We start from the raw sequence: 14,878 nt of genomic DNA, 5'->3' as shown, positions 1-14,878 counted from the left end.
TTGGTTGTGCGTTGGGGGGGGGGGGGGGGGGGGGGGCCCCCTCCCCGGGGTTTTGGGGCGGGGGGGGGGGCCCCCCGGCCGCGGGGGGGGCCCCCCCCGCCGGGGGGGGGGGCCGCGGCCACCAGGGCGGCCAGCGCCAGCGCAAGCGCCAGGAACAGCAGCCCCGGGAGGCTTCGGGTGGTCCGTCGCACCGCGTTCATGCTTCGAAACTACCCCGAAGCCTCCCCGGGAGCGCTGTCCTCCTACGCTGCCCGGTAGGCCTCCGTCAGCTTCTCCACCGCCGCCGCGTACCTGCCGGTCAGCAGCAGGTGGTCCGCGTCGGCGAAGGGCTTCGAGACGGCAGCCGTGACCGACTGCCCGATCTTCGCCTGGACCAGCAGCCGGGCCTTGGTGACGAGCTTGCGGCCTGCCGGGTCGGAGCCCGTCCGTTCGGCCGCCTTCGCCGCCGCGCCGAGCGCCTTCAGGGTGGCCTCGCCGCCCTTGGGGGCCTTGGTCAGCGTGGTCAGACCCCAGCCGTAGGGGTACTGCGGGTCGTACGACGCGTCGCCCACGTTGATCGGCAGCTGCGCCTCGGACTTCGGCCAGGTGACCGGGAGCTGCCCGGTGAAGGCCTTCTTCCCGTAGAGCACGTCGGCCACGCCGTCGCCCTCCGTGCCCGGCAGCCAGGACGCCACCAGGGCGTCGATCTCGCCGAGTCGGTCACCGATCAGCTGCGGGCGCCCGGAGACCACCAGCACCGCGCACTTCATGGCCGCGCACACCTTGTCCACGGCGGCCTGGTCGGCGGCCGACAACACGAGGTCGTTGCCGTTGCCGACGTCTCCGACGCCCTCGGCGTACGGGGTCTCGCCGACCACGACCACGCCCACGTCGTAGCCGCTCGTCGGCGCGGAGGCGTCCTTGGAGTAGGTGACGTCTCCCCCGGCGTTCTTCATGCCCTGGAGGATGGTGGTGCCGGTGGTGTGGGTGCCGGACTGGCCCTGCCAGGTGATGGTCCAGCCGCCGGTCTGGTTGCCGAGGTCGTCGGCGTTGGACCCGGCGACGTACACCTTCTCCGACTTCTTCAGGGGCAGGACGCCGCCGGAGTTCTTCAGCAGCACCTGCGACTCGGCGGCCGCCTGCCGGGCGTCGGCCCGGTGCCCGGCGGAACCGATCTTCGAGGCGTTGCCCGTCTCGGCGTACGGGTGCTCGAAGAGGCCCAGCCTGAACTTCTGGGTGAGGATGCGGGACACCGCGTCGTCGATGCGCTGCTCGCTGACGGTGCCCGCCTTCACCTGGGCGATCAGGGTCGACGTGAAGTCCTGGTAGCTGTACGGCACCATCATCATGTCGACGCCCGCGTTGACGGCCGTGCTGACGTGGGACGCGTAGTCGCCGGGAAGCTGGTCGATGGCGTTCCAGTCGCTGATCACGAAGCCCTGGAAGCCCATCCGGCCCTTCAGCACCCCGTTGATCATGTCGGCGCGGGCGTGCATCTTCACCGGGCCCTGGCCGTCGCCGACGATCTCCAGCGAGGAGTACGACGGCATGACCGTGCCGACGCCCCGGTCCACGGCGGTCTGGTACGGCGCCAGGTGGATGGCCTCCAGCTGCTGCCGGGTGACCGTGGTGACGCCCTGGTCGATCGTGTACGACCCGGTCGTGGACGAGCCGTAGGCGGTGCCGCCGTCGCCGACGAAGTGCTTGGCGGTGGCCAGGACCTTGTCGTCGTCCTTCAGGTCCCGTCCGTCCGCGCGCCCCTGGAGGCCCTGGATGACGGTCTCCATGGACTTCACGAGCGCCGGGTCCTCGCCGAAGGACTCGTAGGAGCGGCCCCAGCGTTCGTCACGGCTGACGCAGAGGCAGGGGGCGAAGTCCCAGGAGACACCGGTGGCCCGGACCTCGGAGGCGGTCACCGCGCCGGCCTTCTCGGCGAGCCCGGGGTCGCGGGTCGCGCCGATGCCGATGTTGTGCGGGAAGATCGTGGCGCCGGCCAGGTTGTTGTGGCCGTGCACGGCGTCGGCGCCGTAGATGAGCGGGATCTGGTACCGGGTCGCCTGTGCCCGGAGCTGGAAGTCGTCGATCATCTGCGCCCAGGCCGCGGCCGTGTTGGGCGTGGGGGTCGAGCCGCCGCCGGAGAGCAGCGAGCCGAGGTCGTACGCGGCGACGTCACCGCCGGTGCCCACGGCTCCGCGCTCGGCCTGGGTCATCTGGCCGACCTTCTCCTCCAGGGACATCCGGGAGAGGAGGTCGGCGACCCGCTTCTTCACGGGCAGCTTGCTGTCCAGGTACGGCAGTCCGTGCGCGTCGATGACGACCTGCGGGGTCTCGGCCGGGGCCTTGGCGCCGGTGACCGTGAGCTTCAGCGGGATGGTCTCGGCCGATTCGGCCGAACGGTCCTTCAGCGTCGGCACCTTGATGGTCTGCGTGGCGCCGGAGGCCGTGCCCGCCGGGAAGGTGACGGTGCCGGAGACCGCCTTGTAGTCCTTGCCGGCCTCGGCGGTCCCGCCCGTCGTCGTATACGCGACGGTGACCGGGTCGTCGATCGGGGCGGAGCCGGTGGTGGCGACGGTGACCTTCACGGTCGCCGTGGAGCCCTCCTTGACCGGGTAGACGGCCGCGTCCGTGGTGACCGACGCGCGCAGTGCCTGGTCGGCCTTGCCGTACAACTCCACGTCGTCCATGGCGAACTGCCCCTTGGCCCCGACGGGAAGGGTGACCGCGTAGCCCCACATCTGGGTCAGGCCGAGGACGTGGTCGATGCCGCCGACCGGCTGGTAGTCGGTCCGGTAGACGAAGTCGGAGAACGGGATCTCGATCTGCTTCCAGCCGGTGAAGTCGTCGGTGAAGGACGTCGTCCACAGCTCGGAGGCCTCGCCGTTGGTGCCGCCGTCCTTGATCTCGAAGGCGATCTTCTTGCCGTTGTCCTGGCCGTCCCACCAGAAACGGATGCCCTTGTGCGCGGACCAGTCGTGGGCGGGCTCGGTGGCGGCGAAGTCGTGGGTGAAGCCGCCGTAGCCGCTGATGTCGTAGGTCCCGGCCAGGACCTTGGCGCCCTCGGGGGCGTCGGCGCGGTCGGCGAACTGGAGGGCGGGCGGGTCGTCGCTGTCGCCTCCCCAGGTGAAGATGCCCTCGGCGGGCTGGGAGGCGAAGGGGACCTCGCCCTCGAAATGGTCGACGGGGGTGGGTGCCGGGTCGTCGGCGGCGCTGGCGGCGGACAGGGGGATCAGGGCTGCGAGCAGTGCGGTGGAGACGAGCAGGGCGGCTCTTGGCATGGACCTTCCCTCGACTCTCTGGTTCACTCGGGGCTCTCACAGTTCACTCATGGCTTAGATCACGACGTGAGTTAACTAACGGCTCGCACCCCCGTCAAGACGTCCCGTCAGGAAGGGCGATGTGCCCATGAGAAGAACCCCCCACACACTGCGCCTGTTGCTGGCCGGGCTGCTCACCGCGGCCGGGTTCAGCGCCGTCGTGCCGCCGGCGCACGCGGCCGGTGAGCAGGTCACCGCGTACCTCACCACCACCGACGACTCCGCCGGACGCCATGTCACCCGCGGGCTCCAGGCGCAGACGCCGTTCACCTTCTCCTCCGGGACCGGGGGCGGCGGCACGAACATCACCGTCGACGAGAACACCCGCTACCAGACCTTCACCGGCGGCGGCGCGTCCTTCACGGACACCGCGGCCTGGCTGATGAACAGCAGCGGGGCGCTGTCCCAGGCCACCCGGGATGCGACCATGCAGAAGCTGTTCTCACCGACGAACGGCATCGGTCTTTCGTTCCTGCGCAATCCGATGGGCGCCTCGGACCTGGCACGGTACGGGTACACGTACGACGACGTACCCGCCGGGCAGACCGACCCGAACCTCAACAGCTTCTCGATCTCGCACGACCTCGCGGACGTCGTGCCGCTCACCAGGCAGGCGCTCCAGCTGAACCCCTCTCTGACTGTCATGGCCTCGCCATGGACGGCACCGGCCTGGATGAAGGACAGCGGCTCGCTCAACGGGGGCTGGCTCAAGTCGGAGGACTACGCCGCCTACGCGGCGTACTTCGTGAAGTACCTCCAGGCGTACCAGGCGCAGGGCGTCGAGGTCTCCTACGTGACCCCGCAGAACGAGCCGACCTGCTGTTCCGGCTACCCGTCGATGAGCTGGAACGCCTCCGGGCTGCAGTACTTCCTCAAGAACGACCTGCTGCCGCAGCTCCAGTCGGCCGGCCTGTCCGCCAAGGTCCTCGCGCACGACTGGAACTGGGACGTGTACGACTCCTACGCGTCCGCGCTCGTCAACGACGCGACGATCCGCAACCACCCCAACTTCGGCGGGATCGCCTGGCACGGCTACGGCGGTGACGTCTCCGAGCAGACCACCGTGCACAACCAGTACCCCACGCTGGACGCCTTCGGCACCGAGCACTCCGGCGGCACCTGGGTCGCCGACCAGCAGAAGGAGGACATGTCCAACATCATCGACTACACCCGCAACTGGGCGAAGTCGGTGACCAAGTGGTCGCTGGCCGTGGACCAGAACATGGGCCCGCACAACGGCGGCTGCGGCACCTGCACCGGCCTGGTCACCGTGCACAACGGGGACGGCGCGAGCGGGACGGTCGACTACACCGTCGAGTACTACGACATGGGCCACCTGACCAAGTTCGTCCGGCCCGGCGCGCAGCGGATCGCCTCCACCGCGTCCACCGCCGTGCCGAACGTGGCCTGGCGCAACCCGGACGGGTCGAAGGCGCTGATCGCCTACAACGGCTCGTCGAGCGCGCAGACGGTGACCATCGACTGGGGTTCGCAGCACGCCACCTACGCGCTCCCCGGCAAGACCTCGGCGACCTTCACCTGGTCCGGCACCCAGTCGGGCGGCTCCAGCCAGACCGGTGCGTTCGTGGGGCTCGCGAGCAAGTGCCTGGACGTGGCGGGCGGTTCGACCGCGAACGGGACGGCCGTCCAGCTCTACGACTGCAACGGCACCACCGCCCAGCAGTGGACCGTGCAGTCCGACGGGTCGATCCGGGCGCTCGGCAAGTGCCTCGACGTGACGTCGGCGTCGACGGCGGACGGCGCGAAGGTGCAGTTGTACGACTGCAACGGAACCGGGGCGCAGCAGTGGTCGTACAACTCGTCCACGGGTGACGTGGTGAACACGGCGGCGAACAAGTGCCTGGACGTCACGGACAACTCGTCGGCGAACGGGGCGCGGGCGCAGATCTGGTCCTGCACCGGGGCCTCCAACCAGAAGTGGCACCTCCAGTAAGACCGTTGCCCACCCACCACCCGACTCGGTCGGGAGAGAGGTGAGGGGTGAAAGGTGAGACCCACCCGGCGTCGGCCGAACCGGCGCCGGGCAGCCCGCCCGGCGTCCGGCACGGCACGGGGGCGAGCAGCCCGGCCTCCGGCACGGCGCGGGGGCGGCCAGCCCGGCCTCCGGCACGGCGCGGGGGCGGCCAGCCCGGCCTCCGGCACGGCAGGGGCGGGGCGGGCAGCCCGGCCTCCGGCACAGCGCGGGGGGCGGGCAGCCCGGCCTCCGGCACAGCGCGGGGGGCGGGCAGCCCGGCCTCCGGCACAGCGCGGGGGGCGGGCAGCCCCGGCCTCCGGCTCCCGGCTACTCGGCCGGCTCGACGCCCGCGCGCAGCAGGCCGTACGTGTACGCGTCCTCCAGGGCCTGCCAGGAGGCGGCGATGACGTTCTCCGCGACGCCGACCGTCGACCATTCGGCGCTGCCGTCGGAGGTCGAGATCAGGACGCGGGTGGTGGACTCGGTGCCGTGCTTGCCCTCCAGGATGCGGACCTTGTAGTCGACCAGGTCCAGCTTGGCGAGCTGCGGGTAGATCTTTTCGAGGCCCACGCGCAGGGCGCGGTCGAGGGCGTTGACCGGGCCGTTGCCCTCGGCGGTGGCGACGATGCGCTCGCTCTTGGCCCAGAGCTTGACGGTGGCCTCGTTGGCGTGGGTGCCGTCGGGGCGGTCCTCGACGATGGCCCGCCAGGACTCGACGCGGAAGTAGGAGCGGGGTTTGCCCTCGACCTCGGCGCGCAGCAGGAGTTCGAAGGAGGCGTCGGCGGCCTCGTAGGTGTAGCCCTGCAGCTCGCGTTCCTTGACGCGCTCCACCACCCGGCCGACCAGTTCGCGGTCGTCGCCGAGGTCCACGCCGAGTTCCTTGCCCTTGAGCTCCACCGAGGCGCGGCCGGCCATGTCGGAGACCAGCATGCGCATGGTGTTGCCGACCAGGGCCGGGTCGGTGTGCTGGTAGAGGTCGGGGTCGACCTTGATGGCGGAGGCGTGCAGGCCGGCCTTGTGCGCGAAGGCGGAGACGCCCACGTAGGGCTGGTGGGTGGAGGGGGTGAGGTTGACGACCTCGGCGATGGCGTGCGAGATGCGGGTCATCTCGCGGAGCCGGCCCTCGGGCAGCACCTGCTTGCCGTACTTCAGCTCCAGGGCGGCGACCACCGGGAACAGGTTGGCGTTGCCGACCCGCTCGCCGTAGCCGTTCGCCGTGCACTGGACGTGGGTGGCGCCCGCGTCGACGGCGGCGAGGGTGTTGGCGACCGCGCAGCCGGTGTCGTCCTGGGCGTGGATGCCGAGCCGGGCGCCGGTGTCCGCGAGGACGGTGGAGACGACGGCGTTGACCTGGGCGGGGAGCATGCCGCCGTTGGTGTCGCAGAGGATGACGACGTCGGCGCCGGCCTCGGACGCGGCCCGTACGACAGCCTTCGCGTACTCGGGGTTGGCGCGGTAGCCGTCGAAGAAGTGCTCGCAGTCGACGAAGACCCGGCGGCCCTGGTCCTTCAGGAAGGACACCGTGTCGCGGACCATCTCCAGGTTCTCGTCGAGGGTGGTGCGCAGGGCCAGCTCGACGTGCCGGTCGTGGGACTTGGCGACCAGCGTGATCACCGGGGCGCCGGAGTCCAGCAGCGCTTTGACCTGGGGGTCGTCCGCGGCCTTGGCGTTCGCCCGGCGGGTGGCGCCGAAGGCGACCAGCTGGGCGTGCCGGAAGTCGATCTCCTCCTGGGCGCGGGCGAAGAACTCGGTGTCCCGGGGGTTGGCGCCCGGCCAGCCGCCCTCGATGAAGCCCACGCCGAAGTCGTCCAGGTGCCGGGCGATGGCCAGCTTGTCCGCGACGGTGAGGTTGATGCCCTCGCGCTGAGCTCCGTCGCGCAGCGTGGTGTCGAAGACGTGGAACGAGTCGTCCAGCTCGTTGGTTTCCGTCTCGGTCATGGTCTCAAGGCTCCTGATGTCGAATCTCGGTCGTACCGGAATGACCGGCTCCACCGTCCCTCCATGGTCCCTCGCGCCTGCCTTCCGGCTGAAGGTGGGCCGGAAAACGAAAAAACCCCTCGCGGGTGCGAGAGGTCTGCGCGCGGGTCGAGGACGACGATGGCCACCCGTACCTGGTCGTACGTGGTGGTCACTGCGGACCGGCGCGCCTGCTGCCAATAATCATGGCGAACGAGAGCACGGAGGCAGTCTGGCACAGACCACCCCCGCGCTCACCGTCCGTCTCATGATGCGAACAGTGTGCAGTCCGTCACGCGTCCGCGAGGAGCTCCGCGGCCAGGAAGTCGCGCACATGGCCGAGCACCTGTGCCCGGTCCGTCCCGCGCAGGCCGATCGCCACGTGGATGGAGAAGCCGTCGAGCAGGGCGCGCAGCCGGGCGGCGAACCGGTCGGGGTCGACGGGCCGGAACTCACCGCGCGAGAGGCCCTCGGCGACCAGCGCCACCAGGTCGCGGTGCCAGGCGCCCTCGATGGCGGCCTGCCGGTCGCGGGCCGCCTCGTCGGCGTTCTGCGAGCGGTTCCAGACCTCCAGCCAGAGCGTCCAGTGCGGGTCCCGGTGCCCGTCGGGGACGTACAGGTCGACGTAGGCGTCGAGGCGTTCGCGGGCGGTGCCGCGCCGGGTGAGCAGCCGTCCGCGCTCGGCGCCCAGCCGGCCCTCGCTCCACTCCAGGGTCTGGAGCAGGAGTTCGTCCTTGGAGTGGAAGTAGTAGAGGAGATGGCCGCTGCTCATGCCGACCTCACGGCCGAGCGCGGCCATGGTGAGCTTCTCCAGGCCCCGTCCGGCGATCATCATCATGGCGGCGGCGAGCACGTCCTCGCGGGGCGGGGCCTGTCTGCGCCCACCGGCCATCTTCGGCTCCTCGAACTTCGACCAGAACCAGATCCCCTGGAACTAGATCCTCGGCTGCTGCTGGGTGATGCAATGAATACCGCCACCACCCGCGAAGATCGTACGGGCGTCCACCAGCGTGACGGTCCGCTCGGGGAAGAGACGGCGGAAGATCCCGGCGGCGATCTCGTCGCGCGGGTCGTCGAAGCCGCACAGCACGACCCCGCCGTTGCAGAGGTAGTGGTTGATGTAGGAGTAGTCGGCCCAGTGGCCGTCGGCCTCCAGGACCGTCGGGGCAGGCACCTCGACGACCTCCAGGCTCCGGCCGCGTGCGTCGGTCTGGGACCGCAGCAGGCCGATGACCTCCTTGCTCACCTCGTGGTCGGGGTGCGCGGGGTCCGGCTGGGAGTGCGCGACCACGACTCCCGGACGGGCGAAGGCGGCGACGATGTCGACGTGGCCCAGCGTGCCGAAGCCGTACGGGGGGTAGTCGCCGCTGAGGCCGCGGGGCAGCCATATCGCCTTGCGGGTGCCGAGCATCCCGTGGATCTCGGCCTCGACCTCCGCCTTCGTCCAGCCCGGGTTGCGCTCGGGTCCCAGCTGCACGGTCTCGGTCAGCAGGACGGTCCCCTCGCCGTCGACGTGGATCGCACCGCCCTCGTTGACCAGCTTCGAGGCGTACGTCCGCGCGCCCGCGAGGTCCGAGACGTACGCGGCGATCTTCGCGTCGTGCTCCCAGCGGGCCCAGTGCTGGGCGCCCCAGCCGTTGAACGTCCAGTCCACGGCGGCCAGTTCACGCCCGTTGGTGAGGAAGGTGGGGCCGATGTCCCGCATCCAGGCGTCGTCGAGGTCCCGCTCGACGGTGTCGACGCCGGGGCCGAGCAGCGTCTGCGCCGCCGCCGACTGCCCGCGGCCGCACACGACGGTCACCGGTTCGAAGCGGAGGACGGCACGGGCCACCGACGCCCAGGCCGTCCGGGCGGCGACGAGGTCGTCGGCGTCGTCGAAGGTGGGGTTGGGGCCCGGCCACGCCATCCAGGTGCGCTCGTGCGGGGTCCACTCGGCGGGCATCCGGAAGCCGTCGGAGGCGGCCTTGTCCATGGTGGGGGTCCTTACAGGAAGTACAGGCGGTTGAGGGAGACGGAGTCGGCGGGCTCCGAGCGCAGCGGTTCGCCGTCGAGGGTGACGAGGCCGGTGCGCTGGTCGACGTCGACCGCTCCGGTACGGGAGTTGCGCCGCAGGTCGGCCGGGCCGATGCCGCGGGTGCCGCGGACGGCGACCCGGCGGCGCCGGGTGGGCATGGTGTCGTGGCCCTGGTCGAGGGCGGCCTGGGCCACGAACGCGACGGAGATGTCGGCGGGGGTGGCGCCGTGCGCCCCGAACTGGGGGCCAAGGACGAGGGGTTCGCAGGTGTCGGTGGCCGCGTTCGGGTCGCCGGTGACGCCGAACGCCGGGAAGCCGGCCTTCAGCACCAGCTGCGGCTTGGCTCCGAAGTACTCGGGGCTCCACAGCACGATGTCGGCGAGCTTGCCGACCTCGATCGAGCCGACCTCGTGCGAGAGCCCGTGCGCGATGGCCGGGTTGATGGTCAGCTTGGCCATGTACCGGAGCACGCGCTCGTTGTCGTGACCGTCGTCCGGGGCGCCGAGCTCGGCCTTCATCTTCCCGGCCATGGCGAAGGTACGGCGGACGGTCTCCCCGGCCCGGCCCATGCCCTGCGCGTCGGACGAGGTGATACCGATCGCGCCCAGGTCGTGCAGCACGTCCTCGGCGCCCATGGTCCCGGCGCGGATGCGGTCGCGGGCCATGGCGGCGTCGCCGGGCAGGTCGGTCTTGAGGTCGTGGACCGAGACGATCATCCCGTAGTGCTCGGCGACCGCGTCCCGGCCGAAGGGCAGGGTGGGGTTGGTGGAGGAGCCGATGACGTTGGGGACGCCGGCCATCTTCAGCACGTTGGGCACGTGTCCGCCGCCGCAGCCCTCGATGTGGAAGGCGTGGATGGTGCGGCCCTCCAGGACCCGGAGCGTGTCCTCGACCGACAGGCACTCGTTCAGCCCGTCGCTGTGCAGGGCGACCTGGACGTCGTGCTCCTCGGCGACCCGCAACGCCGTGTCCAGCGCCCGGGTGTGGGCGCCCATGTCCTCGTGCACCTTGAAGCCGCAGGCGCCGCCCTCGGCGAGGGCCTCGACCAGCGGGGCCCGGTGCGAGGACGAACCCCGGCCGAGGAAGCCGATGTTGACCGGCCAGGCGTCGAAGGCGCCGAACGCGTGCTTCAGCGCCCAGGGCGAGTTGACGCCGACGCCCCACACCGGCCCGAACTCCTGCCCGATGATCGTGGTCACGCCGGAGGCCAGCGAGGCCTCCATGATGCGCGGCGACAGCAGGTGGACGTGTGCGTCGACGGCCCCGGCGGTGGCGATGAGCCTCTCGCCGGACACGATCGAGGTGCCGGTGCCGACGACGACGTCCACCCCGTCGAGGGTGTCCGGGTTCCCGGCCCGCCCGATCGAGCGGATCCGCCCCTCGCGGATGCCGATGGACACCTTCCGGATCCCGAGCACGGCGTCGATGACCACGACGTTGCTGATCACGACGTCGCAGGTCTCGCGCACGGCGGCGGCCTTGAGGTGCAGCCCGTCCCTGGCCGTCTTGCCGAAACCGGCCAGGAACTCGTCCCCGTAGCGCTGGGAGTCGTCCTCGACGCGGATCACGAGCCCCGAGTCCCCGAGGCGGACGCGGTCGCCGGCGCGGGGGCCGTGGGTGGCCGCGTACTCGTGCGGGGTGAGGCGGCGGGCTTCTGCGGGGTGTCCTCCGGGACGGCTCATCGATCGGCCTCCTCTGCCTCTCGTACACCCAGGTATCCGCAGGCGGCGGCGCGGCGCAGCGCCTCCTCGCGGGCGCCGGGCGCGTCCAGCGGCCCGTCGACGAGTCCGGCGAAGCCGACGGCGACCCGGCCGCCGCCGATCGGCACGAGACCGACCTCCAGCGCCTCCCCCGGCCCGAACCGCACGGACGACCCGGCCGGCACGGCGAGCCGCAGCCCGTAGGCGGCGGCGCGGTCGAAGTCGAGGCGCGGGTTGGCCTCGAAGAAGTGGAAGTGCGAGGTGACGGAGACGGGGACGGTCGCGGTGTTGGTGACGGTCAGCCGGACGACCGCCTCCGGATCGGCGTGCTCGGGCCCCGGCAACAGCGCGCCCGGACCCTCCTCCCCCAGTCCCCCGCCCCCGATCGGGTCGGTGACGACCGCGAGCCTCGACCCGTCGTCGAAGACGGCCTCGACGTGCACCTCGGTGACGATGTCGGCGACGCCGGGCAGCACGTCGGCCGGGCCGAGGACGGAGCGGGCCGCCTCGATCGCCTCGGCGAGCCGCCGGCCGTCCCGGGCGGCCTCGCAGACGGTGTCCGCGATCAGCGCGGTGGCCTCCGGCACGTTGAGCCTGAGGCCCCGCGCGCGGCGGGCACGGGCCAGCTCGGCGGCTCCGAAGAGCAGCAGCCGGTCACGTTCCGTGGGGGTCAGTCGCACGCCCGGCACCTCCTTCGCTTCCTCTTACCTCGCTCGACTTAGAGCAACACTCTAAACGCGGGATGGCGAGAAGGGAACCGTTGCCACAGACCACCAGGCTACTCACATTGAACGTCGCTCTAACTCGTGGGCGGCCGTCGAAGGAGACCAGCCATGCCGACAGAACAGCGCGGAGTCGACACGGTCCCGGACTGGATGGCCCGGGCCTCCCGCGCCCGCGCCACCTGCACGGTCGCGATCGTCGCCACGGCCTGCGTCTTCGCCAGCCTCCCCCAAACGCTCGGCTTCGCTCGCGCCCGGGGGGACCCCCATCGCCTGGAACGCCCAGTCCGCGATGACGTCCTTCGTCCTCCTGCTCACCGCCATCGGCACCCCGTGGGCGGTCATCACCCTGATCGGCTTCGCCCGCTGCCGGGGCGTGTACGACGCGGACGCCCTCCAGGTCTTCAACCGTCGCTCGCGGGGCGGGATCTACTGGTACCGGTCCGGCTGGAACATCCGGGCCACGGTGTCCTGGGCCCTGGGCGCGGGCATCGGCCTGCCGGCGGTCTCCCTCCCGTCGTACGAGGGCCCACTGCTGTCACTGACGGGCGGGGTGGACTGCAGCTTCCTGCTGTCGGGGCTGGTGGGCGGCACGGTCCATCTGCTGCTGCCCGCACGCCCGGCCGAACCGTCCCGCCCGGCCTCCGAGGACGAGGACCGGACAGCACCACCCCTCAGCCCGTCCGGCGTTCGAGGACGAGGCCGTTCAGGCCGAAGGGGGGTCTGGGGGCGCAGCCCCCAGAAGGACCGTCACCCCGGCTCGAGCCCCGGCAGGAACCGGCTCGCCCCGAACGCCGGCTTGAGGTCCGTGAACCACGTGGCCCCCTCGTCGTACGCGGCGAAGAACGGCCGGTCGACCAGGTCCGGGTCGCGGGCCTGGATGAGGTGGAGGACGAAGACCCGCTCACCGGCGACCTCGGCGACGCCGTCCACGCAGACCTTGCCCGGCATCGCCGACATGACCGGCCCGCGGACCGTACGGGCGAGGCCCGACACGCGGGCGTAGGCGTCGCGGAAGATGGCGTGGCCGCGGGCCAGCGGGACGCCGAAGTAGCCCTGGGGACCGGTGTCCCGCTCCACGAACTGGTAGTACGGCACCGCCCCCAGCGTGGTCGTCTCCTCCCACAGCTCGGCCCAGGCGTCCGCGCTGTCGTTGATCCCGGCCACCAGCGGGCCCTGGCAGCGGATCACGGCCCCGGTGTCACGGACCCGCCGCATCGCCTCCCGTACGACGGGCGGCCGCAGCTCCTGCGGGTGCGTGAAGTGGGCCATCAGCGCCAGGTGCCGGCCGCTCGCCACCACCTCCTCGAAGAGCCGCAGCAGGTCGTCGGCGTCGCGGTCGGTGGTGAAGCGGTACGGCCAGAAGGCGAGGGACTTGGTGCCGACGCGGATCGAGCGGACGGTGTCGATCCGCAGCAACGGCTCGACGTACCGGCGCAGCACCTCCGTGCTCATCACCAGGGGGTCGCCGCCCGTGACCAGGATGCTGGCGACCTCGGGGTGGGCACGCAGGTAGGAGTCGGTGGCCGCGATGTCGTCCGTCGCGATGCGCAGGTCGGCCTCGCCGACGAACTGCGGCCAGCGGAAGCAGTAGGTGCAGTAGGCGTGGCAGGTCTGGCCCTGGCGCGGGAAGACCAGCACCGTCTCCGGGTACTTGTGCTGGAGGCCGGTCAGCCGCTGCCCCTCGTGCACGGGGACGTTGGCGTCCAGCTGGCCGGAGGGGTGCGGGTTGAGCCGCATCCGGATCTCGTGCGCGGCGCGCTGGATCTCGGCGCGCGGCGCGTCCCGGCCCAGCAGGTCGGCCATCCGGCGGACGTCGGGTGCGGGCAGCATCCCGGACTGCGGGAAGGTCAGCCGGAAGACCGGGTCCTCGGGTACGGCCGTCCAGTCGATCAGCTCGTCGACGACGTACGCGTTCGTACGGAAGGGCAGGACCGAGGAGACCGCCCGCAGCGCCAGCCGCTGATCGTCCGTCAGGGAGACCCGCCGGAGCAGACCGTCCAGGTCACGGGGCGTAAAGGCGCGGAAACGGGGGTGGTGCGCTGAGCTCATGTGTGGCGGGGCCCTCTGTTCATTCCGTGACCAGGACCGTGGACGGCCGCAACTCCACGAAGGCGGCCGCCTGCGCATCGTACTTCTCCCCGAAGTGCTGGATGAGCCGTCGGTGCAGCTCGCTCTCGTCGTCCACCACGATGACGTCGTGCGCGCCGGACCCGGTCAGCGTTTCGCTGTAGGCGCTGAGTTGGTCGAGGCGGTGGCGGGCCAGGTAGGTGACGAGGTCGGGGGCGGCGACGTACAGGCGGTCGTCGAGGAAGACGAAGTGGCAGACGAACTCGCGTCGCCCGTCCGTGGCGTCGACCAGGGTGACGGGCAGGCGGGTGAAGCGTTCCATCGGCTTGCCCTGCTGCCACAGTTCGTCGAAGCGCTGTTCGACGAAGGTGCCCAGCGGGGAGCGGACCGCGACCTCCAGCTGGACGCCCTCGCCGGAGAGCCGGCCGACCGTCAGGAAGGAGACCAGGCAGCGCTCGTCCCAGCGGTAGAGGGTGACGCCGGGGGAGGTGGAGCACAGCCGTACCTCCAGGAGCTGCCGGGAGGCGGCGTCGAGGCGGCGGGCGAACCCGTCCAGGGTGCGCAGGTTGCGCATGATGTCGCGGCGGATGTCGGCGCTCTGCTCGCCCAGTTCGCGGCCGCGCAGGATGACGGCGAGGGAGTCGGGGTCGAGGAGCAGGATCTGCACCCGGGCGCCGCTCGCGGTGGCGGACCTGACACCCCGGAACAGGCGCTCGGAGAACTGCGGGCCGAACAGGTTGGAGAAGGTGTCCAGGACCTTCACGTTGGAGGTGGAGCCGTACACCTGGGCGGCGAACCACTCGTAGTCCAGCCGGGTGTGTTCGCGGACCCTGCCCTCCTGGGCCCGGGATATCAGCGGGCCGATGACGAACACGGTGACGACCACGCCGACGATGTCGGTGCCGAGGTTGAGGGCGAGGTTCTGCCCGTAGTTGTCCATCGTCGAGGCGCGCCACAGCAGCACGCCCGCGACGGCGGTGAGCAGGGCGAGCACGGTGAGGCTCTGCGGGCGGCGCGGTGTGCGTAACGTGCGCATCAGCCAGCGCAGCCGAGGCATCGGCGACCGTCCGCTCACGCGCGCTCCCTCCCCCGTGTGGACTCAGGAGATACCCGTACGGGGGAGGTGATACGCGTCGAACGGCCAGCCG

General features: G+C 71.4%; 9 protein-coding genes and 1 pseudogene. 2 read left to right on the top strand and 8 right to left on the bottom strand.

Translation table 11 applies throughout. The features are described from left to right. Positions 1-242: 242 nt before the first annotated feature. A complete protein-coding gene (locus ACFY6U_RS22290) occupies positions 243-3,254 on the bottom strand; it encodes a glycoside hydrolase family 3 N-terminal domain-containing protein (protein ID WP_390040723.1) in 3,012 nt (1,003 codons plus the stop codon). 127 nt (positions 3,255-3,381) lie between these two features. On the opposite strand from ACFY6U_RS22290, the gene ACFY6U_RS22285 reads away from it, so the two are divergent. Beyond that, positions 3,382-5,247 (top strand): lectin, encoded by a 1,866-nt coding sequence (locus ACFY6U_RS22285; protein WP_390040721.1) that lies wholly within the window; start codon positions 3,382-3,384, stop codon positions 5,245-5,247. A gap of 348 nt (positions 5,248-5,595) precedes the next feature. On the opposite strand, the gene cimA is transcribed toward ACFY6U_RS22285, so the two are convergent. The 5 genes from cimA to ureA all read right to left on the bottom strand — a co-directional run bounded on the left by cimA (position 5,596) and on the right by ureA (position 11,618). Continuing rightward, on the bottom strand, positions 5,596-7,206 hold the full coding sequence (gene cimA, locus ACFY6U_RS22280; protein ID WP_390040719.1) for a citramalate synthase: 1,611 nt from the start codon (positions 7,204-7,206) through the stop codon (positions 5,596-5,598). A 310-nt stretch (positions 7,207-7,516) separates the two neighbouring features. Further along, a complete protein-coding gene (locus tag ACFY6U_RS22275; RefSeq protein ID WP_390040717.1) occupies positions 7,517-8,116 on the bottom strand; it encodes a TetR/AcrR family transcriptional regulator in 600 nt (199 codons plus the stop codon). Between the two features lie 42 nt (positions 8,117-8,158). Then, on the bottom strand, positions 8,159-9,196 hold the full coding sequence (locus ACFY6U_RS22270) for an agmatine/peptidylarginine deiminase (RefSeq protein WP_390040716.1): 1,038 nt from the start codon (positions 9,194-9,196) through the stop codon (positions 8,159-8,161). 11 nt (positions 9,197-9,207) lie between these two features. Further along, positions 9,208-10,920: an urease subunit alpha gene (locus tag ACFY6U_RS22265; protein ID WP_390040714.1), complete on the bottom strand. Its 1,713-nt coding sequence runs from the start codon at positions 10,918-10,920 to the stop codon at positions 9,208-9,210. Next, on the bottom strand, positions 10,917-11,618 hold the full coding sequence (gene ureA, locus ACFY6U_RS22260) for an urease subunit gamma (RefSeq protein WP_390040712.1): 702 nt from the start codon (positions 11,616-11,618) through the stop codon (positions 10,917-10,919). Before ureA ends, ACFY6U_RS22265 begins: the two co-directional genes overlap by 4 nt. 195 nt (positions 11,619-11,813) lie before the next feature. On the opposite strand from ureA, the pseudogene ACFY6U_RS22255 reads away from it, so the two are divergent. After that, positions 11,814-12,351, top strand: a pseudogene (locus tag ACFY6U_RS22255) (cytosine permease); the annotation flags it as partial. Between the two features lie 59 nt (positions 12,352-12,410). On the opposite strand, the gene ACFY6U_RS22250 reads toward ACFY6U_RS22255, so the two are convergent. Together ACFY6U_RS22250 and ACFY6U_RS22245 are read right to left on the bottom strand one after the other, a co-directional pair. Beyond that, the gene (locus tag ACFY6U_RS22250; RefSeq protein WP_351497691.1) at positions 12,411-13,712 is read right to left on the bottom strand and encodes a lysine 2,3-aminomutase; all 1,302 of its coding nucleotides are present in this window, start codon (positions 13,710-13,712) and stop codon (positions 12,411-12,413) included. 19 nt (positions 13,713-13,731) lie between these two features. Next, the gene (locus ACFY6U_RS22245) at positions 13,732-14,805 is read right to left on the bottom strand and encodes a hypothetical protein (protein WP_351497689.1); all 1,074 of its coding nucleotides are present in this window, start codon (positions 14,803-14,805) and stop codon (positions 13,732-13,734) included. Positions 14,806-14,878: the final 73 nt, after the last annotated feature.

Origin of the sequence: Streptomyces sp. NPDC013157 (assembly GCF_042899865.1) — a bacterium.
Lineage (GTDB): Bacteria > Actinomycetota > Actinomycetes > Streptomycetales > Streptomycetaceae > Streptomyces.
This window is presented reverse-complemented; position numbering and strand designations above follow the sequence as displayed.